Raw genomic sequence first — 22,078 nt, 5'->3', positions numbered from 1 at the left:
CCTGCCGAGCATATCTACGCGCGTAGCGCGTGTCACCCCCCGCCTAGGACACCCTTCGGCAACATTGTCGCCTGCGGCGGGTCCTGCCGCTTGGGGCACAATCGGCGCCATGACGAGCTCCCCGAAGGCGCCGGCCCCGGACCGGGAACGGTCCTATCGCTCTCCCGCAGGCATCGCCAGCGGGGTTCTCCTGCTGGGCCTCGCGGCCTGGCTGGGCGGCGACGCTCTGGTGCGCGGCGAGGGGCGGACGCCGTGGCTGGCCCTGGCGGGCCTGATCCTCGTGGTGCCGCTGGTGATCGCCTTCACGCTGCGGCCCGCGGTCTGGGCGAACGACGAGCGGCTGCTCGTGCGGAACCCCTTCCGCACGATCACCTTGCCGTGGGGCTGCGTCCAGGCGGTACGGGCCGGGTACTCCAACGAGGTCCTCGCCGCGGGCGGCAAGTACCAGCTGTGGGCGATCCCCGTCTCCCTCCGGGCACGCAAGGCCGCTGCGCGGCGGCAGGCGCGGGCGGCTTCGGAGGACCCGACGGGCCGTACGTCGGCGACGGTGTCGGCGGGGTCGCTTCGAGCGCCGTCCGATCAGGCGGTGGACGACCTCCGCGACTTGGCGGAGCGCTGTTCGGCTTCGCCGGGGGCGCAGGGGGCACCGGCGGTGCGGTGGGCGTATGAACTGCTGGCCCCGTCTGCGGTGGGCCTGGTCCTGCTCGCGGTGCTGCTGGCCGTGGCCTGAGCCTGGTTTTCGGCCGGCCCGCCGTAGGGGGTTCACGCGCCTGCGGCGCGTTGTCTCCCACCCACCCGCCCGTTGAGCGGCACCCCATCAACGTAGGCCCGTTGAGCGGCACCCCATTGACGTAGGTGGGGGCCAGGGCGGTCGGAGTGCTGGCCGGAGGGGCGCCTGCGGCGCGTGATGTCGCACCCGCCCACCCGGTTGAGCGGCACGGGGGTGGTTGGGCCGGAGGGGGCGGGGTGGGATGGGGCCTGGCAGGGGACGTAAGGGTTATTTGCGGCGGCGTGCCCGGGTAACCAACCCCGTTGGGCTCATCCGCCGTAAATAATCCAGTCCCCAGAAGGCCCCGTCCCACCCCGCCCCCGACCCACAAACGACCCCGTCAGATACCCGCAGCCCCAGCCAGATCCGCCTTGATCGCGGCAAGCACGGAAGCGGCCCGAGCCCGAGCGTCGTCCAGCGCCACCGCCGAAGCCACCGGCACCACGACCTCCAGGTAGCACTTCAGCTTCGGCTCCGTGCCGCTGGGCCGCACGATGACCCGCGCCCCGGACACCGACCCCGCCTCGTCACCGGCGAGCTGGTACCGCAGCCCGTCCGTCGGCGGCAGCGCCTCCGACCCCTTCGACAGGTCCTCGGCGGACACCACGTGCAGCCCGGCCAGCACCGCCGGCGGAGCCTCCCGCAGCTGCCGCATCGCGGCGCCGATCAGGGACAGGTCCTCCACCCGCACCGACAGCTGGTCCGTCGCGTGCAGCCCGTGCTCGATCGCCAGATCGTCCAGCAGGTCGCTGAGCGTCCGCCCGGACTCCTTCAGCTCCGCCGTCAGCTCGGCCACCAGCAGCGCCGCCGTGATGCCGTCCTTGTCGCGCACCCCGTCCGGGTCGACGCAGTACCCCAGCGCCTCCTCGTACGCGTAGCGCATCCCGTCCACCCGGGACAGCCACTTGAAGCCGGTCAGCGTCTCCTCGTAGGGAACGCCCGCCGCGGCCGCCGCGATCCGGGACAGCAGCGAGGACGAGACGATCGTCGTCGCGAACGTGCCGCGGGCGGCCTTGTGCACGAGGTGCTCGGCCAGCAGCGCACCCACCTCGTCGCCGCGCAGCATGCGCCAGCCCTCGACGGTCTCCGGCGCGGGCACGGCCACCGCGCAGCGGTCCGCGTCGGGGTCGTTGGCGATGATGATGTCGACGCTCTCGCCACGGGCCACCGCGTCGCGGGCCGTCGCGAAGGACAGGTCCATCGCGCCCGGCTCCTCCGGGTTGGGGAAGGCGACGGTCGGGAAGTCCGGGTCCGGGTCGGCCTGTGCGGCCACGACCGTCGGCGCCGGGAAGCCGGCGCGCTCGAACGCGGCGGTCAGCACGTCGCGGCCGACGCCGTGCATGGGCGTGTAGACGACGCGGGCGTCGCGGGCGGAGCCGGCGGTCAGGACGGCGTCCGTGCGCTCCAGGTAGGCGCCGACGACGGCGTCCTCGCCCAGGGTCTCCCACCCGGCGTCGGGCCGCGGCACGTCGTTCAGGCTCGCGATCGCCGCGATCTCGGCCGCGATCTCCGCGTCGGCGGGCGGCACGATCTGGGAGCCGTCGCCGAGGTAGACCTTGTAGCCGTTGTCGCGCGGCGGGTTGTGGCTGGCGGTGACCTCGATGCCGGCGACGGCGCCGAGGTGGCGGATCGCGAAGGCGAGGACGGGGGTGGGCAGCGGCTTGGGCAGCAGCGCGGCCTTCAGGCCGGCGCCGACCATGACGGCGGCCGTGTCGCGGGCGAAGTCCGCCGACTTGTAGCGGGCGTCGTAGCCGATGACGACGGTGCCACCCGAATGGCCCTGCTTCTTGAGGTACGCGGCGAGACCGGCGGCGGCACGGATGACGACGGAGCGGTTCATGCGCATGGGGCCGGCGCCGAGTTCGCCGCGGAGGCCGGCGGTGCCGAACTGGAGGGTGCCGGCGAAACGACCGGCGAGTTCGGTGAGGTCACGGGCCTCGATGAGCTGGGACAGCTCGGCACGGGTCTCGGGGTCGGGGTCCTCGGCCAGCCAGGTCTGCGCCTGGGTGATGAGGTCTCGCTCCACGGTGTCTCCTCCGGAGGGGTGGGTGCGGTTCGTGGTGGGGCCGGGGCCGGGGCGGGCCGGGGCCTGGGCCTGGGCCGGTGCGGGTCGGGCCCTTCTGGGGGCTGGATTATTTACGGCGGATGCGGTCAACCGTCGAGGGTGCCCCGAATGCCGCCGCAAATAACCCTTACGCCCCCTGCCAGGGCCCGACCCGCACCGGCCCCTCCCGCCGTGCCGACGGCGATCGGGCGGGTGGGTGGGCGAAAAGCAAAAGCCCGCGCCGGAGGCGCACTGGGCACCCCCGGCGCGGCTGCCGGACCGGGTTGGGTCAGAGCTTGGGCAGGACCTGGGCCAGGAGGGCGCCCATCTGCGTGGCGGAGTCGCGGCCCGCCTGCAGGACCTCTTCGTGGTTGAGGGGCTCGCCCGTCATGCCCGCGGCGAGGTTCGTCACCAGGGAGATGCCCAGGACCTCGGCGCCCGCCTCGCGGGCCGCGATGGCCTCCAGCGTGGTGGACATGCCGACGAGGTCGCCGCCGAGGGTGCGGACCATCCGGATCTCGGCCGGGGTCTCGTAGTGCGGGCCGGGGAGCTGGACGTAGACGCCCTCCTCCAGGGTGGCGTCGACCTCCTTGCACAGCTCGCGCAGGCGCTGGGAGTAGAGGTCGGTGAGGTCGACGAAGTTGGCGCCGACGATCGGCGAGGTCGCCGTCATGTTGATGTGGTCGCTGATCAGCACCGGCTGGCCGGGGCGCATGCCGTCGCGCAGGCCGCCGCAGCCGTTGGTCAGGACGACGGTCTTGCAGCCGGCGGCGACGGCGGTGCGGACGCCGTGCACGACGGCGGCGACGCCGCGGCCCTCGTAGAAGTGGGTGCGGCCGAGGAAGACCAGGGCGCGCTTGTCGTTGACCTTGTACGAGCGGACGGTGCCCGCGTGGCCCGCCACGGCGGCCGCGGTGAAGCCGGGGAGCTCGGTGACCGGGAACTCGGCCTCGGGGGTGCCGAGCGCCTCGGTCGCGGGGAGCCAGCCGCTGCCCATGACCAGGGCGACGTCGTGGGTCTCGGCGCCCGTGAGCTCGCGCAGACGGGCGGCAGCGGCGTCCGCCGCGGCGTACGGGTCGGCCTGGATGTCGGGAGTAACTGATGCGTTCACGCGGACGAGGGTAACCGCTTATTGCCTACGCGCGTAGATGTCTCAGCTCACGGTGTTCCGATTGTTGCTTTGTGCGTTGCGACGATACTGATCCGTCACTTTCGGCGAGGACGTCAGCAAGGACGCTTGCGCAATTCCATGACGTAGTCGTGCGGCGCGCCCGCCGATTCGGCCGCGTCCGCGATCTCGCCGAGGTAGCGGGCGGAGGGCAGGCCGCCCTCGTAGCCGTTGAGCACATAGATCCACGCCGGTTCCTCACCGTCGAGAGTGTGGACCCGCACCCGCATGCGGCGGTAGATGTCCAGGCCGACACCCTCCCAACGGTCCATCGAGTCCTCGTCCATCGGAGCGATGTCGTAGAGGGCGACGAACACCTGCGAGCGGGGTGCTTCGACGACCGTCGCCAGCGCGCCTTCCCAGCCCATCTGCTCCCCGCCGAAGGTCAGGCGCCAGTCGGACAGCCAGCCCGTGCCGCGCAGCGGCGAGTGGGGTGCACGGCGGGACATCAGCCGCGCGTCGAGGTTGCCGGCGTAGGCGGCGTAGAGCGACATGGTTCCGAGGGTACGGGAGTGAGGCGGGACGGCATTTGGGGTGGCAGTCTCGAAGGGAGGTTCGTGCGGAACTTTTTGGCGGAACTCGCACAAAGTTTGTACAGATCAGGGTGAGGATCGCGAAGTGAGGCCCCGGAAGGAGTCGCTTTGATGGGTGCGGAACAATGGAGTACGTGACTCGGATCGTGATCATCGGTGGCGGACCCGGCGGCTATGAGGCGGCGCTCGTCGCCGCTCAGCTCGGCGCGGAGGTGACCGTCGTCGACTGCGACGGTCTGGGCGGGGCGTCGGTGCTGACCGACTGCGTGCCCTCGAAGACTCTCATTGCGACGGCCGAGGTGATGACGACCTTCGACTCCTCGTACGAGGAGCTGGGGATCATCGTCGCCGACGACACGCCGCCGCTGGAGCAGGCCGCCGGGGTGGTGGGCGTCGATCTGGGCAAGGTCAACCGGCGTGTGAAGCGGCTGGCGCTGGCGCAGTCCCACGACATCACCGCCTCCGTGACGCGGGCCGGCGGCCGGGTGCTGCGCGGGCGCGGGCGGCTGGAGCCGCAGCGGTCCGCGGACGGCTCCCGCAACGTGGTGGTGCGGTCGGCGGACGGTACCGAGGAGACGCTGGTCGCCGACGCCGTGCTGATCGCCACGGGCGCCCACCCGCGGGAGATCCCGGACGCGCTGCCCGACGGCGAGCGGATCCTGAACTGGACGCAGGTCTACGACCTCGACGAGCTCCCCGAGGAGCTCATCGTGGTCGGCTCCGGTGTGACCGGCGCCGAGTTCGCCGGTGCCTACCAGGCGCTGGGGTCCAAGGTGACGCTGGTGTCCTCGCGGGACCGGGTGCTGCCGGGTGAGGACCCCGACGCCGCCGCCGTGCTGGAGGACGTCTTCCGGCGCCGCGGCATGAACGTCATGGCGCGCTCCCGGGCGCAGTCCGCCAAGCGGGTGGGTGACCGCGTCGAGGTGACGCTCGCCGACGGGCGGGTCATCACCGGTACGCACTGCCTGATGGCGGTCGGGTCCATCCCGAACACCGCCGGGATCGGGCTGGAGGAGGCCGGGGTCCGGCTCAAGGACTCCGGGCACGTGTGGACCGACCGCGTCTCGCGGACGAGCGCCCCGGGCGTCTACGCGGCCGGCGACTGCACCGGCGTGCTGGCCCTGGCGTCCGTCGCGGCGATGCAGGGGCGCATCGCGATGTACCACTTCCTGGGTGACGCGGTGGCGCCGCTCAATCTCAAGGCTGTATCCGCGAACGTATTTACGGATCCGGAGATTGCGACGGTCGGCTATACCCAGGCCGACGTCGACAGCGGGTTGATAGACGCCCGTGTCGTAAAGCTTCCGCTGCTGCGCAATCCGCGCGCGAAGATGCAGGGCATTCGGGACGGCTTCGTGAAGATGTTCTGCCGTCCGGGCACGGGCATCGTCGTGGGCGGCGTCGTGGTCTCCCCGCGGGCGAGCGAGCTCATTCATCCGATCTCGATCGCGGTCGACAACAATCTGACCGTCGAGCAGATCGCGAACGCCTTCACCGTCTACCCGTCGCTGTCCGGCTCCATCGCCGAGGTGGCACGGCAGTTGCACACGAGGAAGACGCAGCGCGAGGCGTAGTTCCTATACCACTTCTTGGGGCGCAGGGCGGAGTACTTCCGTTAATTGCTGCAACCTGCTGAAAACAGATGGTCGTTGGCGTTACTGTCGGTTTCGTGTTCGCTGCAGAACGTCGTCAATTGATCCTCGAAATGGTGCGGGCCAACGGAGCGGTTTCGCTCCGTGAGCTCGCCCGCGTCGTCCAGACCTCAGAAGTGACCGTACGGCGGGACGTGCGGGCGCTCGAGGCCGAAGGACTGCTCGACCGCCGGCACGGCGGTGCGGTGCTGCCGGGCGGTTTCACCAGGGAGTCCGGCTTCCCGCAGAAATCCCATCTAGCAACCGCCGAGAAGACGGCCATCGCCGATCTCGCGGCGAGCTTCGTCGAAGAGGGCGAGGCCGTCGTCGTCGGCGCCGGTACGACCACGCAGGAGCTGGCCCGCCGGCTCGCACGCGTACCGGGTCTCACCGTGGTCACCAACTCCCTGCTCGTCGCCCAGGCACTGGCCCACGCCAACCGGGTCGAGGTCGTCATGACCGGCGGCACCCTGAGGGGGTCGAACTACGCCCTGGTCGGCAGCGGGGCCGAGCAGTCCCTGCAGGGGCTGCGGGTCTCGCGGGCCTTCCTGTCCGGCAGTGGGCTGACCGCCGAGCGCGGGCTGTCCACGTCCAACATGCTCTCCGCGAGCGTGGACCGGGCGCTGGTGCAGGCCGCGGCCGAGGTGGTGGTCCTCGCCGACCACACCAAGCTGGGCACCGACACCATGTTCCAGACCGTGCCCACGGACGTCATCACCAGACTCGTCACCGACGATCCGCCGCCGCACGACGACCGTGCGGCCACCGAACTGCAGGCGCTGGCCGACCAGGGCGTGCACATCTCGGTCGCCGGGCCCGGAGCGGGGTCGGGCCCGGCCTCCGGCGGGGCGCACGGGGGCGATTCGGTCTCCCCAGCCCGCCGCCGCGACGTGCCACCGCTGCCCGGACAGCGCAGAAGCCTGCCGCTCGGGCACGACCGGCCGGGCGGCCCGGTGCAGGGCGGGCCGCCGGGCGCGCAGCTGCGCAGCGCGGTGTCGCTGGGCGAGCAGCCCACGGCCCGGGTGGCGGATCTGGCCCCCCGGCGGCGCTAAGCCCCGGCCGTCAGGCTTTTATGCCGGTCAGCGTCAAGGCCAGCAGGCGGTCGGCCAACCCCGGGTCGTCCGGGGACTGTTCGACCGCCAGCGAAATGGCGTTGGTCAGCTGCATCAGATCGGCGATGTCCACGTCCTCGCGGATGGCGCCGGCCTGCTGGGCGCGGGCGAGCAGCGTACTGCCCGCCTCGCGCATCGGCAGGCTGCACCGGGACATCGCGGACGCCTTGTCGCTCTGCGCCGCCATCAGGGCCCGCGAGAGCCCGCGGTAGGTGCTGGCGTGCGTGACGATGGCCCTCAGCCACGCCACCAGGGCGCGGCAGGGCTCGGGGGCGGCCAGCAGCTCGCGCGAGCGCGCCAGCAGGCCGTCCACCTCACCCTGGAACACCGCGCTCATCAGGGCCGTGCGGTTGGGGAAGTGCCGGTAGAGGGTGCCGATGCCGACGCCCGCCCGCTTGGCGATGTCCTCCAGCGAGGCGTCGGTGCCGTGCTCGGTGAACGCCGTACGGGCCTCCACGAGCAGCCGCTCGTAGTTGCGCCGCGCATCCGCGCGCATGGGTCGTGGTGACGTCTGCGCCGCATCGGTCGCCATTGCGTCCGTCCTCCCGCTCGGTGGCCCCAGGCTCACAGTCCCCGTCCGTCAAGGATGCCAGGCTGCCGCGAGCCCTTGGCCATGAATGCCGACGGGCCCCGGCCTGATGCGGCCGGGGCCCGGGGGACGGACGGTGTCGGTGCCGGTCAGTCCTTGATCTCGCAGATCACCGCGCCGGAGGAGACGGAGGCGCCGACCTCGGCCGTGATGCCCTTGACCGTGCCCGCCCGGTGGGCGTTGAGGGGCTGCTCCATCTTCATGGCCTCCAGGACCACGATCAGGTCGCCCTCGGCCACCTGCTGGCCCTCCTCGACCGCGACCTTGACGATCGTGCCCTGCATCGGGGAGGCGAGGGCGTCGCCCGAGGCGGCGGAGGCCGACTTCTTGGCCGCCCGGCGCTTGGGCTTGGCGCCGCCCGCGGCGGCCGTACGGGCGATGGTCATGCCGAGCGAGGAGGGCAGGGAGACCTCCAGGCGCTTGCCGCCCACCTCGACGACGACGGTCTCGCGGCCGGCCGCCTCCTCGTCCTCCTCGCCCACCGCGCCCGCGAACGGGGCGATGGTGTTCTCGAACTCCGTCTCGATCCACCGGGTGTGGACCTTGAACGGGTCGGCGGTGAAGGCCGGGTCCTTGACGACGGCACGGTGGAAGGGGATGGCCGTGGCCATGCCCTCGACCGTGAACTCCGCGAGCGCGCGGGCCGCACGCTGCAGCGCCTGCTCACGGGTGGCGCCGGTGACGATCAGCTTGGCCAGCAGGGAGTCCCAGGCCGGGCCGATGACGGAGCCGGACTCCACGCCCGCGTCCAGCCGCACGCCCGGACCGGACGGGGCGTCGAAGCGGGTCACGGTGCCGGGGGCGGGCAGGAAGTTGCGGCCCGGGTCCTCGCCGTTGATGCGGAACTCGAACGAGTGGCCGCGCAGCTGCGGGTCGTCGTAGCCGAGCTCCTCGCCGTCGGCGATCCGGAACATCTCGCGGACCAGGTCGATGCCGGTGACCTCTTCGGTGACCGGGTGCTCCACCTGCAGACGGGTGTTGACCTCCAGGAAGGAGATCGTGCCGTCCTGGCCGACGAGGAACTCGCAGGTGCCCGCGCCCTCGTAGCCGGCCTCGCGCAGGATCGCCTTGGAGGCGCGGTACAGCTCGGCGTTCTGCGCCTCGCTGAGGAAGGGCGCCGGGGCCTCCTCCACCAGCTTCTGGTGGCGTCGCTGCAGGGAGCAGTCACGGGTGGAGACGACGACCACGTTGCCGTGCTTGTCGGCCAGGCACTGGGTCTCCACGTGCCGCGGACGGTCCAGGTAGCGCTCGACGAAGCACTCGCCGCGGCCGAAGGCGGCCACGGCCTCGCGCACCGCGGAGTCGTAGAGCTCGGGCACCTCTTCGAGGGTGCGGGCGACCTTGAGGCCGCGGCCGCCGCCGCCGAAGGCCGCCTTGATGGCGATGGGCAGGCCGTGCTCCTCGGCGAAGGCGACGACCTCCTCGGCACCGGAGACCGGGTCCGGGGTGCCCGCGACCAGCGGCGCACCCGCGCGCTGGGCGATGTGACGGGCCGCCACCTTGTCGCCGAGGTCGCGGATGGCCTGCGGCGGCGGGCCGATCCAGGTCAGGCCCGCGTCGATGACGGCCTGGGCGAAGTCTGCGTTCTCGGACAGGAAGCCATAGCCGGGGTGGATGGCATCCGCCCCCGATTCGGCTGCTGCGGCAAGCACCTTGGCCACGTCGAGGTAGCTCGTCGCCGGGGTGTCACCGCCCAGCGCGTAGGCCTCGTCGGCCGCGCGGACATGCAACGCGTCGCGGTCCGGGTCGGCGTAGACCGCCACACTTCCGATCCCGGCGTCCCGGCATGCACGAGCGACGCGGACAGCGATTTCGCCACGGTTGGCGATGAGCACCTTGCGCACGATGGCTCCCTCCTGAAAACAAGGTGAGTTTAGGTACTGGCGACACCTTGTGCCGACCCGACTTCCGGGGTGACCTTGCCCACACGGAGCGTGAAGCGGGAGCCGTGTGCGGGCCTTCAGTTCCCCGATACTCCACGGTACGCCGGGTTTCCTAGAGGATTCCCAAAGCGTCGGTTGCGGGCGGTGTGGGCAAGGTCTCGGTGATCGGCCGGGAGTGGCGGCGCCGAATCTTTGTGGAGTCCCTACGAACGGGTGACGCAAAGTTTTCGTGCCGCCCGGGCCGCGGGGCCCCTCGTGTCCTGTGTCTACCCGTCAGTAGTGCCGGTGATGTCGAGCTTGCCCTGGAACTTGCCCGCTTCGGCCGCGACATGGCGGATCGCTCGGGTCACTTGCGGCCCGCGCCGGTGGAACTCCGCGAGCGGCAGCGCCGCCGACACGGCCGTGAGTGCGCCCCCGCGCGCCCCGGGCACCGGTACGGCCACGCAGGCCACCCCCGCCGCGCACTCCTCGATCTCCACCGCCACGCCCTCGCGCCGCACCCGCCGCAGCTGCTCGTCCAGCTGCTCCGGCGAGGTGATCGTGCGCGCCGTCACCGCCCGCATCCCGCTCGTCGCCAGGTGCCGCAGCCGGGCGGCCCGGGGCAGCCCCGCCAGCAGCACCTTGCCGTGCGCGGTGGCGTGCGGGATGGCGTTCCGGCCCACGGAGAAGCCGCCGGTGGCCGGGTGGGAGGCGGACGCTCCGGCGACCACGGCGATCTCGCCGTCCCGGTAGGTGCTGAAGTACGTGTCCACCCCGGCCGCCCGGCGCGTCTTCACCAGCAGCTCCTGCACCTCGTCGGCGATCCGCATCTGCCGCTGGAAGGCGTGGTGCAGGGAGGGCACCCGGTAGCCCAGCGCATAGCCCGCGGGGGTGCGCACGAGGTGGCCGCGGGCGGTGAGGGTGCCCAGCAGTTCGTAGACCGTGGACAGGCCGCAGCCCAGCCGCCGGGCGAGCGCCTTGGCGGGTACGGGCCCGTCGGCCTCGGCGACGGCGTCCAGGACGTCCAGGGCGCGGTCCACGGACTGCGGCATGGCGGGCGGGCTCCTTCAGGGTCGGTGCGGGGGTGCGAGGCGACTTCCCAGCTTCGCACGGGGGTTGAGGAGGTGGTCCGGAAACCCTCGACCGGGGGAGGAGGTGTGACCGATATTCCCTGACATCGTTGAAGAAGTCATGATCAAGCGCATTGCTGCTGCCGCCGCTCTGGCCGGCGCCGCCCTCTCCCTGTCCTCCGCCGGCGCTTCCGCGGCGCCGACGCCGGTGTCCCCGCCGCCGCCGAGCTCGAAGGCCGGCCCGATCGAGGTCACCGCCCCGCCGCAGGCGCAGGAGCCCGGGAGCGGGGCCGGTCCGCAGCGCGCGGACACCTCCCGGCACGACGCGGACGGGCAGCGCGGCACCGCGCCGGGGCACGACAAGCCCGGCCGGCACGGCATGGACGCCAAGCACGGCATGGACGCCAAGCACGGCACGGAGGCCAAGCACGGTACGGCCCCGGAGCACGGCACGGAGGCCAAGCCCGCCGCGGACGCCAAGCACGGCACCGCCCCGCAGCACGGCACCGAGGCCAAGCACGGCACCGCCCCGAAGCACGCTGCGGACGCCAAGCACGGCACCGCACTCAAGCACGCGATGCCCGGCAAGAAGCAGGCGACGCCCGGCAAGCACCCGGCCGCCCCCAAGCACCGCGCCGCGGCCCCCCAGCCCGAGGGCGCTCCGCAGTTCATGCCTCCCCAGGCCGTCACGCCGCCGCAGGAGGGCCCGGAGACCAGCCTCTACCCGGGCGCCGTCAACGGCCTGGGCAAGCTGAACCAGCTGAGCGAGCTGAACCAGCTCAACCAGCTCAACCAGGTCGGTCAGGTGGGCCAGGTCACCAACAAGCTGCCGATCTAGCCGCTACGCCCACAGGTCGGTGATCTGGATCCCCAGCTCGGCCAGGAGCGTGCGCAGCAACGGCAGCGACAGGCCGATGACGTTGCCGTGGTCGCCGTCGATGCCCTCGACGAAGGGGGCGGAGCGGCCGTCGAGGGTGAAGGCGCCCGCCACGTGCAGCGGCTCGCCGGAGGCCACGTAGGCGGCGATCTCGGCGTCGCTGGGCTCGCCGAAGCGGACGGTCGTCGAGGCGGTCGCCGAGGCCTGGCGGCCGGTCGCGGTGTCGAGGACGCAGTGCCCGGTCTGCAGCACGCCGGAGCGGCCGCGCATGGACTTCCAGCGCGCCGTCGCCTCCTCGGCGTCGGCGGGCTTGCCCAGCGCCTGCCCGTCCAGCTCCAGCACCGAGTCGCAGCCGATGACGAGCGCTCCCGCCGCCTCGGCCCGGCCGGCCACGGCGGCGGCCTTGGCCTCGGCCAGGAGCAGCGCCAGACCGGCGGGGGTCGGGGCGTCGAGCGCGTCCTCGTCCACTCCGCTGACGATGACCTCCGGGGCCAGCCCGGCCTGGCGCAGCAGGCCGAGGCGGGCGGGGGACTGGGAGGCGAGGACGAGGCGGCGGGAGGGGGTCCGGTTCATACGGGCCAGCCTAGGGCCCCCGTGTGGACCCCTCGGACACGCGCCTTGAGGGGCCGCCGTCACTTGTCGAGGACGGCCTGCATGACCTTCTTGGCGATGGGGCCCGCGAGCTTGCCGCCGGAGATCTCGTCGTCCGGCACGCTGTCGTCCGGGTCCACCACGACCGCGACGGCGACGGGCGAGCCGTCGCCCTGCTTGGCGTAGGAGATGAACCAGGCCAGGTTCTTCTGGCCCTTGCCGCGCTCGGCGGTGCCGGTCTTGCCGCCGACGGTCACGCCGTCGATCAGCGCGGCCTTGCCGGTGCCCTTCGTCGCGGTGTCCTCCATCATCTGCTGGACCTTCTTCGCGGTGTCGGCGGAGACGGCCTGGGACATCTGCTCCGGCTTGTGCTTCTCGAGCACCGTGAGGTCCGGGCCGCGCAGCTCCTCGACCATGTACGGCTTCATCAGCTTGCCGTCGTTGGCGATGGCCGCCGTGGCCATGGCGACCTGCAGCGGGGTGGCGGTCAGGCTGCCCTGGCCGATGCCGGCGAGCGCCGTCTGTGACTGGTTGATGCCGTCGGGGAAGGTGCTCTTCGCGGCGCGCACGGGGGTGTCGACCTCGGCGTCGTTGAAGCCGAACTTCTCCGCGGTCTGCCGCATCTTGTCCTTGCCGAGGTCGGCGGCGACCTTGCCGTAGACGTTGTTGCAGGAGTGCTGCATGGCGACGTTGAGGGAGGCGTCCTTGCAGGGCGCGGTGGGGTTCTGGTTGGGCAGGGTGGTGACCGTGCCGGGCATGGTCCAGGGGTCGGGCGAGTCGGTCTTGCCGTTGATGTCGCTGTAGAGGCCGTTCTCCAGGGCCGCCGAGGCAGTGACGATCTTGAAGGTGGAGCCGGGCGGATAGACCTCCTTGAGCGCCCGGTTGAGGGTCGGCTTGTCCTTGTCCTTCTCCAGCGCGTCCCAGGCGGCCTTGTCCTTCGCCGAGAGCCCGGCGAAGACCGACGGGTCGTAGGAGGGGGTGGAGGCGAGGGCGAGGATCTTGCCGGTGCGCGGGTCGAGGGCGACGACGGCGCCCTTGCGGTTGCCCAGGCCCTCGTAGGCGGCCTTCTGGGCCTTGGGGTCGATGGTCGTCACCACGTCGCCGCCGCGCGTCTTCTTGCCCGTGAGCATGTCGCTGGTGCGCTGCAGGAAGAGCCGGTCGTCGGTGCCGCTGAGCAGCTTGCTGTTGAGGCTCTCCAGGCCGGTCATGCCGTAGCCCTGGGAGGCGAAGCCGGTGATCGGGGCGTACATCGCACCGTCCTTGAAGGTGCGCTTGTAGCGCAGGTCGCCGCCGGTCTCGGCGGAGCCGGTGATCGGCTGCCCGCCGACGATGATGTTGCCGCGCGGCACCGAGAAGGCGGCGATCTTCACCCGCCGGTTGTGCTCCTGGCCGGCCAGCTCGTCGTGGCGGACGAACTGCACCCAGGTCGCCTGGGCCAGCAGGGCGAACACGAGTATTCCGCTGAAGATCGCTATGTGGCGGACGGGCTTGTTCATGGCGTGACTGCTCTTCCCCCCGGTATTCCCGGTTCGACGGCATATCACTGGGCATGACGCGAATCGGGCATATGCGGTTGCAGTGGGGGTAAAGCTGTGAGGCCACTGTGGTGGGGGTGGCAACGCACGAGCGCCGCTCAGCCCACGCCCAGCACCACGAAGAGCAGCACCGCCGCGACCGCCAGCACGATGCCGGCCCGCCGGAGCATGGCCTGCGCCTCGCGCAGCTCCTCGGGCGGTTCGTCGGACGGGTCGGACCAGAGCATGGCTTCCATGGTCCGGCCGCGGAGCGCGTCGCGCCTGAGTACGCGTACTCAGGCGCGACGGGTGTGTGTACGGGGTCGTCAGGCGGGCCAGTACGTGGTGCGCCAGGCGCGCGGTCCCGGGCGGGGGGTGCGGCGGGCCTCGGCCAGCCGGGCCGGAGCGGCCCACTCCGGGCGGACCCCGGCCTCCGGCGCGGCGGCGGCCCGGGCCGCCGCGCGGGCCTGGACCACCGCCAGTGCGGCGGCCAGCTCCTCGGGTGTGGGGTTGCCCCGTACGACCTTGATCACGTCGGCGTCCCTTCCTTCGTGGTCTGCAGTGCCTACAGCGGGATGTTGCCGTGCTTCTTGGGCGGCAGCACCTCGCGCTTGTCGCGCAGCGTGCGCAGCCCCCGCACGATGTGGCGGCGGGTCTCCGACGGCATGATCACCGCGTCGACGTAGCCCCGCTCCGCCGCCGCGTACGGGTTGAGCAGCGCGTCCTCGTACTCCGCGACCAGCCGGGCGCGCAGCTCCTCCTGCTCCTCCGGCGTCTCGGCCGCCGCAATGGACCGGCGGTGCAGGATGTTCACCGCACCCTGCGCGCCCATGACGGCGATCTGGGCGGTCGGCCAGGCGAGGTTGAGGTCCGCGCCCAGGTGCTTGGAGCCCATCACGTCGTAGGCACCGCCGAACGCCTTGCGGGTGATCACGGTGATCAGCGGGACCGTGGCCTCCGCGTAGGCGTAGATCAGCTTGGCGCCGCGCCGGATGATGCCGTTGTACTCCTGGTCCGTGCCCGGCAGGAAGCCCGGCACGTCCACGAAGGTGAGCACCGGGACGTTGAAGGCGTCGCAGGTGCGCACGAAACGCGCCGCCTTCTCGCTGGCGTTGATGTCCAGACACCCGGCGAACTGCATCGGCTGGTTGGCGACGATGCCCACCGGGTGGCCCTCGACCCGGCCGAAGCCGGTCACGATGTTCGGCGCGAACAGCGCCTGCGTCTCCAGGAACTCCCCGTCGTCCAGCACGTGCTCGATGACCGTGTGCATGTCGTACGGCTGGTTGGCCGAGTCCGGGATGAGCACGTCCAGCTCGCGGTCGGAGTCCGAGACCTCCAGGTCCGCCTCCTCCGGGTAGGCCGGCGGCTCGGAGAGGTTGTTCGACGGCAGGTAGGACAGCAGCGCCTTGACGTAGTCGATGGCGTCCTTCTCGTCGCCCGCCATGTGGTGCGCCACGCCGGAGGTCGTGTTGTGCGTACGCGCGCCGCCCAGCTCCTCGAAGCCCACGTCCTCGCCCGTGACCGTCTTGATGACGTCCGGACCGGTGATGAACATGTGCGAGGTCTGATCGACCATGACCGTGAAGTCGGTGATCGCCGGGGAGTAGACCGCGCCGCCCGCGCACGGGCCCACGATCAGGGAGATCTGCGGAATGACACCGGAGCCGTGCACGTTCCGGCGGAAGATCTCGGCGAACAGCCCGAGGGCGACCACGCCCTCCTGGATCCGCGCGCCGCCGCCGTCGTTGATGCCGACGATCGGACAGCCCGTCTTGAGGGCGAAGTCCATCACCTTGACGATCTTCTCGCCGTACACCTCGCCCAGCGAACCGCCGAAGATGGTGAAGTCCTGCGAATACACGCAGACCGTACGGCCGTCGACCGTGCCGTAGCCGGTGACCACGCCGTCCCCGTACGGGCGGTTGGCCTCGATGCCGAAGTTCGTCGAGCGGTGCCGGGCGAACTCGTCGAGTTCGACGAACGAGCCCTCGTCCAGCAGCAGCTCGATCCGCTCGCGGGCCGTCAACTTGCCCTTGGCGTGCTGCTTCTCCACCGCCCGCGCAGATCCGGCGTGCGTCGCCTCCTCGATCCGGCGCTGCAGGTCCGCGAGCTTGCCCGCGGTGGTGTGGATGTCGAATCCGTTGGCTTCTGGCTCGGACACGGGATGCGGCTCCTGCTCGTCCAGAGGGGTGGGGTGGCCGTTGCTACCGGTTCGTAGGGTATCGGCGCGGATACGCCGCGGCAGTGCGGCGTTGGCCACACCGTTTCGCTGCCGAATGCCTCCTATGGTGGCTCTTATGACGCCCTCCGAGCCTTCCGGAAACCGCTGGTCCGACCTGGACCGCCCACCGCTCAACGCCACCGCGCTGCGCCGCGGTCTGCTGCGCCCCGGCGGACTGTGGACCTCGCTCGACGTGGTCCCGCGCACCGGTTCCACCAACAGCGACCTCGTCGCCGCCGGCGGTGCGGAGGGCGCGGTCCTCGTCGCCGAGGAACAGTCGGCCGGGCGCGGGCGGCTGGACCGCACCTGGTCGGCGCCGCCGCGCTCCGGGCTCTTCTTCTCCGTCCGGCTCGTCCCCGGCCCCGGCGTGCCCGCCGAGCGCTGGGGCTGGCTGCCGCTGCTCGCCGGGGTCGCCACCGCCACCGCCCTGTCCCGGGCCGCCGGCGTCGACACCGCCCTGAAGTGGCCCAACGACCTGCTGGTCACGGTCGACGGCGCCGAGCGCAAAACGGGCGGCATCCTCGCCGAGCGCAGTGGCGACAGCGTGGTGGTGGGCATCGGGATCAACGTCTCCCTGCGCGCCGACGAGCTGCCCGTGCCGACCGCCGGCTCCCTCGCCCTGGCCGGGGCGAAGGTCGTCGACCGCGACCCGCTGCTGCGGGCCGTGCTCCGCTCCCTGGAGGAGTGGTACGAGCAGTGGCGGCGGGCCGGCGGCGACCCTGCCCGCTGCGGGCTCCAGGAGACCTACGCGGCCGGCTGCGCCACGCTCGGCAGGACCGTACGGGCCGAACTGCCCGGCGGCGGCGAGCTGGTCGGCGAGGCCGTGGCCGTCGACGGCGACGGGCGGCTGGTGCTGGCGACGGCTGCCGGGGTGCAGGAGCCGGTGGGAGCGGGAGACATCGTCCATCTGCGCCCGGCACAGTCACAAGAGTGAGCTCCGGGCGGTCGGGAGAGTGAGCTACGGCACACCTGACGTATCGTTGTGCGCGGAACCTAGGCGAGCAGCGATCGGCAGGGCAGTGCGCACGGATCGGACAGGGGGCGGGCGGTGACCACCGACGGTGGGGGTACCTCCCGTGCCGTTGAGGCTACGGGGGAGGAAAAAGCTGCGCGCGGGGCCGCCGAGGAGGGCGGGCCCCAGGAGGTCGAGGAGGACTTCGGCGAGCAGGGCGGCGATCCGCTGGCGCTCCGGCTGGAGGCGCTGATCCTCGGCGCCGAGCGGCGCTACACCCCGTTCCAGGCCGCGCGTGCGGCCGGGGTCTCGATGGATCTGGCGTCGCGCTTCTGGCGCGCCATGGGCTTCGCCGACATCGGCCAGGCCAAGGCGCTGACCGAGGCGGACGTACTGGCCCTGCGGCGGCTCGCGGGCCTGGTGGAGGCAGGGCTGCTGAGCGAGCCCATGGCCGTACAGGTGGCGCGCTCCACGGGGCAGACCACGGCGCGGCTCGCGGACTGGCAGATCGACTCCTTCCTGGAGGGCCTGACCGAGCCTCAGGAGCCCGGCATGACCCGCACGGAGATCACGTATCCGCTGGTCGAGCTGTTGCTTCCGGAGCTGGAGGAGTTCCTCATCTACGTCTGGCGGCGGCAGCTGGCCGCCGCCACCGGCCGGGTCGTCCAGGCCGCGGACGACGCGGAGATGGTCGACCGGCGCCTGGCCGTCGGCTTCGCCGACCTCGTCGGCTTCACGCGACTGACCCGGCGCCTGGAGGAAGAGGAGCTGGGCGAGCTGGTCGAGGCGTTCGAGACGACCGCCGCCGACCTGGTCGCCGCGCACGGCGGCCGCCTGATCAAGACGCTGGGCGACGAGGTGCTCTACGCCGCGGACGACGCCGGCACGGCGGCCGAGATCGGCCTGCGGCTGATCGAGACCCTCACCAACGACGAGACGATGCCGGAGCTGCGCGTCGGCATCGCCTTCGGCACGGTGACCACCCGCATGGGAGACGTCTTCGGCACGACGGTCAACCTGGCCAGCCGCCTGACGTCGATAGCGCCGAAGGACGCGGTCCTGGTCGACGGCGCCCTCGCGGAGGAGCTGGCCCGCAGCGGCGACGCCCCCAAATCCGAGGCGGAGGCCACCGAGGGGAACGGCTACCGCTTCGCGCTCCAGCCGATGTGGCAGCGCCCGGTCAGAGGCCTGGGCGTGGTGGAGCCGTGGCTCCTCAGCCGCAGGGGCGGCTGAGGCCGCGGCTTCCCGGGGATTGGGTGCAACCGGTGGGCGGGAGGGTATGGCCTGCCGCGCAGCGGCGGGTGCATGATCGGTGCGACAAAGGACCGACGCACGATGCGCACCGGAAGAACGGGGTGACCCGCGTGAGCGAAATCCGCTTCGGAGAGTGGATCGCGATCCGCACACACGAGGACGGCCACGTCGCCGAACTCGTCCTGGACCGCCCCAAGGCGATGAACGCCGTCTCCACGGAGCTGGGCCGGCGGCTGGCCGAGGCCACCACCGCCCTCGCGGCGGACCGCGAGGTGCGGGCCGTCGTCCTCACCTCCACCCACGACCGTGCCTTCTGCGTCGGCGCCGACTTGAAGGAGCGCAATTCCTTCACCGACGCCGAGCTCGTCCGCCAGCGCCCGCACGCCCGCGCCGCCTACACCGGCGTGCTGGAGCTGCCGATGCCCGTCGTCGCGGCCGTGCACGGCTTCGCGCTGGGCGGCGGCTTCGAGCTGGCGCTCTCCTGCGACGTGATCGTCGCGGACACCACGGCCGTGGTGGGCCTGCCCGAGGTGTCGGTCGGCGTGATCCCCGGCGGTGGCGGCACCCAGCTGCTGCCGCGCCGCGTCGGTGCCGCGCGCGCGGCCGAGCTGATCTTCAGCGCCCGGCGGGTGGAGGCCGCCGAGGCCCGCGAGTTGGGCCTGGTCGACCTGCTCGTACCCGAGGGCGAGGACCGCGCGGAGGCGCTGGCCCTGGCGGCGCGGATCGCGGCCAACTCGCCGGTCGGCCTGCGCGCCGCCAAGCGCGCGCTCCGGCTGGGGCACGGCCTGGATCTGCGGGCCGGCCTGGAGGTGGAGGACGCGGCCTGGCGCTCGGTGGCCTTCTCCGGCGACCGGGCCGAGGGCGTGGCCGCATTCAACGAGAAGCGGAAGCCGAACTGGCCGGGGGAGTGAGAGGGCGGGTGGCAGTCCTGGCCTTGGGACGGCCGGACTCGTAGGGTCAACAGCGCATTAAACCCGTTATAAAGCGGAATGAGCACAACGTTCTTACGCTGGAGTGCAGGGTCTGCGCGCAGTGACGGAATGTGAGGCTCGGGTGGCAGCTGACGGGGAGCGCGACGACCGCCTGCGCGCCGTGGTGGGACTGGCACAGGCGATGGCCTCGGCGCGCACCCCGCTGGAGACCGTCGAAGCAGCGGCGGAGGGCGCGCTGCGCGCGCTGGGCGGCACCTTCGCCGCCGTCTCGGCCTGGGAGCGCGAGCGCGGCCGGCTGCGGGTGCTGGTCAACGCGGGCGAGCGTACGGAGGCCGAGGAGCGCTTCCCGGCCGACGAGTCCTACCCCGTGCACGACTTCCCCGAGATCACCGAGTTCCTGCACGAGCACTGGCGGGGCGGCCAGCCCCAGGCCTGGGTGGTCAGCGCGGACGGCGTCCGCGAGGATCTCCACGGCCACCGGCGGGTGGCCGCGCTGCGCCGCCGCGGCCGCAACTGCTGCGTGGTCGCACCGATTGTGCTGCACGGGCGGGCCTGGGGCGAGCTGTACGTGGCGCGGCCGCCGGGGGCGCCTCCCTTCGACTCCACGGACGCGGAGTTCGCGACCGTCCTGGCGGCCGTCGCGGCCTCCGGGATAGCGCAGACCGAGCGCCTGGAGGAGGTCCGCAAGCTCGCCTTCACCGACCCGCTGACGGGCCTGGCCAACCGCCGCGCGGTCGACGCCGGCCTCGACGAGGCCATGGAGCGGCACCTGGACGAGGGCGTGGTCGTCAGCCTCCTGGTGTGCGATCTGAACGGGCTCAAGCGGGTCAACGACACGATGGGCCACGCCGTGGGGGACCGCCTGCTGGAACGTTTCGGTTCCGTGCTGTCCCTGTGCGGCGCCAAGCTGCCCGGCGCGCTGGCGGCCCGGCTGGGCGGCGACGAATTCTGTCTGCTGACGGTCGGTCCGACGGCCGACGAGGTGGTCCGGGTGGCCGACGAACTGTGCCGCCGGGCAGCCGAGTTGGACCTCGGCGAGGGCGTGGCCTGCGGCGTCGCCTCCACCGGCGACCCCATCGGGCCCGTGCGCTCCGCCCGCCGCCTCTTCCGCCTCGCGGACGCGGCCCAGTACCGGGCGAAGGCGGCCCGCTCGGCCAAGCCGGTGGTCGCGGGGCGCGACGGCGGCCGCGAGGACCCGGTCGTACGCCTGGCGGACCGCCCGCCCAAGCCGCCCGCGGCGGAGCGCCGCCGCTTCCGGGGCCGGAGGTCGTAAGGCGCCGGGCGGCAAGGTCTGCCGGGGGCCGGGAAAGATCCGCGCCGCGGTCGGCGTTGTAGACAAATGCAGACTAGTGACAGGCAGCGATTCAGTCTCTAGGGTGCCTGAATATGGATATGCACACTGTGGTGGTGGGTACGGCCGGGACGACCGCGGAAGACGTGATCGCCGTGGCCCGCGACGGTGCCCGCGTCGTCGTATCGGAAGAAGCCCTCGACGCCGTCGCCGCGGCGCGGCGGATCATCGACGACCTCGCCGCCAAGCCCGACCCCGTCTACGGCGTCTCCACCGGCTTCGGTGCCCTCGCCGTCCGTCACATCAGCCCCGACCTGCGCGCCCAGCTCCAGCGCAACATCGTCCGCTCCCACGCCGCCGGCATGGGCCCCCGGGTGGAGCGCGAGGTCGTGCGCGCGCTGATGTTCCTGCGCCTGAAGACGCTGGCCTCGGGCCATACGGGCGTGCGCCCCGTCGTCGTCGAGACCATGGCGGCCATCCTCAACGCGGGCATCACCCCCGTCGTCCACGAGTACGGCTCCCTGGGCTGCTCCGGCGACCTCGCCCCGCTCTCCCACTGCGCGCTCACCCTGATGGGAGAGGGCGACGCCGAGGGCCCCGACGGCGAAGTGCGCCCCGCCGCGCAGCTGCTGGCCGCGCACCGCATCGAGCCCGTGGAGCTGCGCGAGAAGGAGGGGCTCGCCCTCCTCAACGGCACCGACGGCATGCTCGGCATGCTGGTCATGGCCTGTGCGGACCTCGCCCGTCTGATCACCTCCGCCGACATCACCGCGGCCCTCTCCCTCGAAGCGCTGCTCGGCTCCGAGAAGGTGCTCGCCCCCGAGCTGCACGCCATCCGCCCGCACCCCGGGCAGGGCGCCAGCGCGGGCAACATGCTGAGCGTCCTGGCCGGTTCCGGGCTGACCGGGCACCACCAGGACGACGCGCCGCGCGTCCAGGACGCGTACTCGATCCGCTGCGCCCCGCAGGTCGCGGGCGCCGGCCGGGACACGCTCGCGCACGCCCGGCTGGTCGCCGACCGTGAGCTGGCCGCCGCTGTCGACAACCCCGTCGTGCTGCCCGACGGCCGGGTGGAGTCCAACGGCAACTTCCACGGCGCCCCGGTCGCCTACGTCCTGGACTTCCTGGCCATCGCCGCCGCCGACCTCGCCTCCGTCGCCGAGCGGCGCACGGACCGGCTGCTGGACAAGAACCGCTCGCACGGCCTGCCGCCGTTCCTGGCCGGGGACGCGGGCGTCGACTCCGGGCTGATGATCGCCCAGTACACCCAGGCCGCCCTGGTCAGTGAGATGAAGCGGCTCGCCGTGCCCGCCTCGGTGGACTCGATCCCCTCCTCCGCGATGCAGGAGGACCACGTCTCCATGGGCTGGTCCGCCGCGCGCAAGCTGCGTACGGCCGTGGACGCGCTCGGCAAGGTCGTCGCCGTCGAGCTCGTGGCCGCGACCCGCGCGATCGAGCTGCGCGAAGGCCTCGGGCTGACGCCCGCTCCGGCCTCGCGGGCCGCGCTGGAGGCCGTCCGTGCGGCGGGCGTCGAGGGCCCCGGCGAGGACCGCTTCCTCGCCCCCGACCTGGCGGCCGCCGAGGCGTTCGTACGGTCCGGAAAGCTGGTCGCGGCGGTCGAGCCCGTCACGGGCCCGCTGGCCTGACCGAGCCGGCTGCCGGGGT

Annotated in this window: 20 protein-coding genes; 9 read left to right on the top strand and 11 right to left on the bottom strand. The window is 72.4% G+C overall.

All coding sequences use genetic code 11. The features are described 5' to 3' along the window. Nucleotides 1-109: 109 nt before the first annotated feature. Complete coding sequence (locus FHS39_RS03285; protein WP_184346190.1) at nt 110-730, top strand: PH domain-containing protein; 621 nt, start codon at nt 110-112, stop codon at nt 728-730. Between the two features lie 379 nt (nt 731-1,109). Here FHS39_RS03285 and FHS39_RS03280 read toward each other — a convergent pair whose 3' ends face one another. The 3 genes from FHS39_RS03280 to FHS39_RS03270 all read right to left on the bottom strand — a co-directional run bounded on the left by FHS39_RS03280 (nt 1,110) and on the right by FHS39_RS03270 (nt 4,475). Beyond that, entirely contained in the window at nt 1,110-2,795 is a 1,686-nt protein-coding gene (locus FHS39_RS03280; protein ID WP_184346189.1) for a phosphohexomutase domain-containing protein, read from the bottom strand. Nucleotides 2,796-3,102: 307 nt separating this feature from the next. Continuing rightward, a complete protein-coding gene (locus FHS39_RS03275; RefSeq protein WP_045932703.1) occupies nt 3,103-3,924 on the bottom strand; it encodes a purine-nucleoside phosphorylase in 822 nt (273 codons plus the stop codon). Between the two features lie 113 nt (nt 3,925-4,037). After that, nucleotides 4,038-4,475, bottom strand: a complete 438-nt coding sequence (locus FHS39_RS03270) for a gamma-glutamylcyclotransferase family protein (RefSeq protein WP_045932702.1) — start codon at nt 4,473-4,475, stop codon at nt 4,038-4,040. A 164-nt stretch (nt 4,476-4,639) separates the two neighbouring features. Here FHS39_RS03270 and FHS39_RS03265 point away from each other — a divergent pair, with 164 nt between their 5' ends. Beyond that, complete coding sequence (locus FHS39_RS03265) at nt 4,640-6,088, top strand: NAD(P)H-quinone dehydrogenase (RefSeq protein WP_045932701.1); 1,449 nt, start codon at nt 4,640-4,642, stop codon at nt 6,086-6,088. Nucleotides 6,089-6,219: 131 nt separating this feature from the next. Continuing rightward, nucleotides 6,220-7,197, top strand: coding sequence for a DeoR/GlpR family DNA-binding transcription regulator (locus FHS39_RS03260; protein WP_246469931.1), 978 nt, complete (start codon nt 6,220-6,222; stop codon nt 7,195-7,197). 10 nt (nt 7,198-7,207) lie between these two features. Here the strand turns inward: FHS39_RS03260 and FHS39_RS03255 are convergent, their stop codons facing one another. From FHS39_RS03255 to FHS39_RS03245, 3 genes are all read right to left on the bottom strand, one after another. Continuing rightward, complete coding sequence (locus FHS39_RS03255; protein ID WP_184346721.1) at nt 7,208-7,753, bottom strand: TetR/AcrR family transcriptional regulator; 546 nt, start codon at nt 7,751-7,753, stop codon at nt 7,208-7,210. Between the two features lie 182 nt (nt 7,754-7,935). Further along, nucleotides 7,936-9,690 (bottom strand): acetyl/propionyl/methylcrotonyl-CoA carboxylase subunit alpha, encoded by a 1,755-nt coding sequence (locus FHS39_RS03250; protein WP_045932698.1) that lies wholly within the window; start codon nt 9,688-9,690, stop codon nt 7,936-7,938. A gap of 305 nt (nt 9,691-9,995) precedes the next feature. Next, the gene (locus FHS39_RS03245) at nt 9,996-10,760 is read right to left on the bottom strand and encodes an IclR family transcriptional regulator (RefSeq protein WP_184346187.1); all 765 of its coding nucleotides are present in this window, start codon (nt 10,758-10,760) and stop codon (nt 9,996-9,998) included. 139 nt (nt 10,761-10,899) lie between these two features. Here FHS39_RS03245 and FHS39_RS03240 point away from each other — a divergent pair, with 139 nt between their 5' ends. After that, nucleotides 10,900-11,616, top strand: a complete 717-nt coding sequence (locus tag FHS39_RS03240) for a hypothetical protein (protein ID WP_184346186.1) — start codon at nt 10,900-10,902, stop codon at nt 11,614-11,616. A gap of 3 nt (nt 11,617-11,619) precedes the next feature. On the opposite strand, the gene FHS39_RS03235 is transcribed toward FHS39_RS03240, so the two are convergent. The 5 genes from FHS39_RS03235 to FHS39_RS03220 form a co-directional block, all read right to left on the bottom strand. After that, entirely contained in the window at nt 11,620-12,228 is a 609-nt protein-coding gene (locus FHS39_RS03235) for a Maf family protein (RefSeq protein ID WP_184346185.1), read from the bottom strand. A 59-nt stretch (nt 12,229-12,287) separates the two neighbouring features. Next, entirely contained in the window at nt 12,288-13,742 is a 1,455-nt protein-coding gene (locus FHS39_RS03230) for a peptidoglycan D,D-transpeptidase FtsI family protein (protein WP_184346184.1), read from the bottom strand. Between the two features lie 137 nt (nt 13,743-13,879). Further along, the gene (gene mmpB / locus FHS39_RS25640) at nt 13,880-14,008 is read right to left on the bottom strand and encodes a morphogenic membrane protein MmpB (RefSeq protein ID WP_281396764.1); all 129 of its coding nucleotides are present in this window, start codon (nt 14,006-14,008) and stop codon (nt 13,880-13,882) included. A 78-nt stretch (nt 14,009-14,086) separates the two neighbouring features. Further along, the gene (locus tag FHS39_RS03225; protein WP_045932693.1) at nt 14,087-14,293 is read right to left on the bottom strand and encodes an acyl-CoA carboxylase epsilon subunit; all 207 of its coding nucleotides are present in this window, start codon (nt 14,291-14,293) and stop codon (nt 14,087-14,089) included. A gap of 32 nt (nt 14,294-14,325) precedes the next feature. Next, nucleotides 14,326-15,924 carry an acyl-CoA carboxylase subunit beta gene (locus FHS39_RS03220; protein WP_045932692.1) on the bottom strand — a complete coding sequence of 533 codons (1,599 nt, stop codon included), beginning with the start codon at nt 15,922-15,924 and terminating at the stop codon, nt 14,326-14,328. Between the two features lie 136 nt (nt 15,925-16,060). Between FHS39_RS03220 and FHS39_RS03215 the strand changes: the two genes are divergently transcribed. From FHS39_RS03215 to hutH, 5 genes are all read left to right on the top strand, one after another. After that, nucleotides 16,061-16,918 (top strand): biotin--[acetyl-CoA-carboxylase] ligase, encoded by an 858-nt coding sequence (locus tag FHS39_RS03215; RefSeq protein WP_184346183.1) that lies wholly within the window; start codon nt 16,061-16,063, stop codon nt 16,916-16,918. 114 nt (nt 16,919-17,032) lie between these two features. Beyond that, a complete protein-coding gene (locus FHS39_RS03210; protein WP_184346182.1) occupies nt 17,033-18,169 on the top strand; it encodes an adenylate/guanylate cyclase domain-containing protein in 1,137 nt (378 codons plus the stop codon). Between the two features lie 122 nt (nt 18,170-18,291). Beyond that, nucleotides 18,292-19,101, top strand: coding sequence for an enoyl-CoA hydratase-related protein (locus FHS39_RS03205; protein ID WP_184346181.1), 810 nt, complete (start codon nt 18,292-18,294; stop codon nt 19,099-19,101). A 202-nt stretch (nt 19,102-19,303) separates the two neighbouring features. Further along, entirely contained in the window at nt 19,304-20,395 is a 1,092-nt protein-coding gene (locus FHS39_RS03200) for a GGDEF domain-containing protein (protein ID WP_184346719.1), read from the top strand. A 113-nt stretch (nt 20,396-20,508) separates the two neighbouring features. After that, nucleotides 20,509-22,059 (top strand): histidine ammonia-lyase, encoded by a 1,551-nt coding sequence (hutH, locus tag FHS39_RS03195; RefSeq protein ID WP_184346180.1) that lies wholly within the window; start codon nt 20,509-20,511, stop codon nt 22,057-22,059. Nucleotides 22,060-22,078: the final 19 nt, after the last annotated feature.

It is taken from the genome of Streptomyces olivoverticillatus (assembly GCF_014203555.1).
Taxonomy (GTDB): Bacteria; Actinomycetota; Actinomycetes; order Streptomycetales; family Streptomycetaceae; genus Streptomyces; species Streptomyces olivoverticillatus.
Note: the sequence above shows the minus strand (reverse complement) of the source record. Positions and strands in the feature narration are given on the sequence as shown.

Bases quoted from the DNA above. Each gene is read 5' to 3' on its own strand.
- FHS39_RS03285 (WP_184346190.1), top strand. From the start codon at position 110: ATGACGAGCTCCCCGAAGGCGCCGGCCCCGGACCGGGAACGGTCCTAT.
- FHS39_RS03270 (WP_045932702.1), bottom strand. From the start codon at position 4,475: ATGTCGCTCTACGCCGCCTACGCCGGCAACCTCGACGCGCGGCTGATG.
- FHS39_RS03265 (WP_045932701.1), top strand. From the start codon at position 4,640: ATGGAGTACGTGACTCGGATCGTGATCATCGGTGGCGGACCCGGCGGC.
- FHS39_RS03260 (WP_246469931.1), top strand. From the start codon at position 6,220: ATGGTGCGGGCCAACGGAGCGGTTTCGCTCCGTGAGCTCGCCCGCGTC.
- FHS39_RS03255 (WP_184346721.1), bottom strand. From the start codon at position 7,753: ATGCGCGCGGATGCGCGGCGCAACTACGAGCGGCTGCTCGTGGAGGCC.
- FHS39_RS03245 (WP_184346187.1), bottom strand. From the start codon at position 10,760: ATGCCGCAGTCCGTGGACCGCGCCCTGGACGTCCTGGACGCCGTCGCC.
- FHS39_RS03240 (WP_184346186.1), top strand. From the start codon at position 10,900: ATGATCAAGCGCATTGCTGCTGCCGCCGCTCTGGCCGGCGCCGCCCTC.
- FHS39_RS03235 (WP_184346185.1), bottom strand. From the start codon at position 12,228: ATGAACCGGACCCCCTCCCGCCGCCTCGTCCTCGCCTCCCAGTCCCCC.
- FHS39_RS03230 (WP_184346184.1), bottom strand. From the start codon at position 13,742: ATGAACAAGCCCGTCCGCCACATAGCGATCTTCAGCGGAATACTCGTG.
- mmpB (WP_281396764.1), bottom strand. From the start codon at position 14,008: ATGCTCTGGTCCGACCCGTCCGACGAACCGCCCGAGGAGCTGCGCGAG.
- FHS39_RS03215 (WP_184346183.1), top strand. From the start codon at position 16,061: ATGACGCCCTCCGAGCCTTCCGGAAACCGCTGGTCCGACCTGGACCGC.
- FHS39_RS03200 (WP_184346719.1), top strand. From the start codon at position 19,304: ATGGCCTCGGCGCGCACCCCGCTGGAGACCGTCGAAGCAGCGGCGGAG.
- hutH (WP_184346180.1), top strand. From the start codon at position 20,509: ATGGATATGCACACTGTGGTGGTGGGTACGGCCGGGACGACCGCGGAA.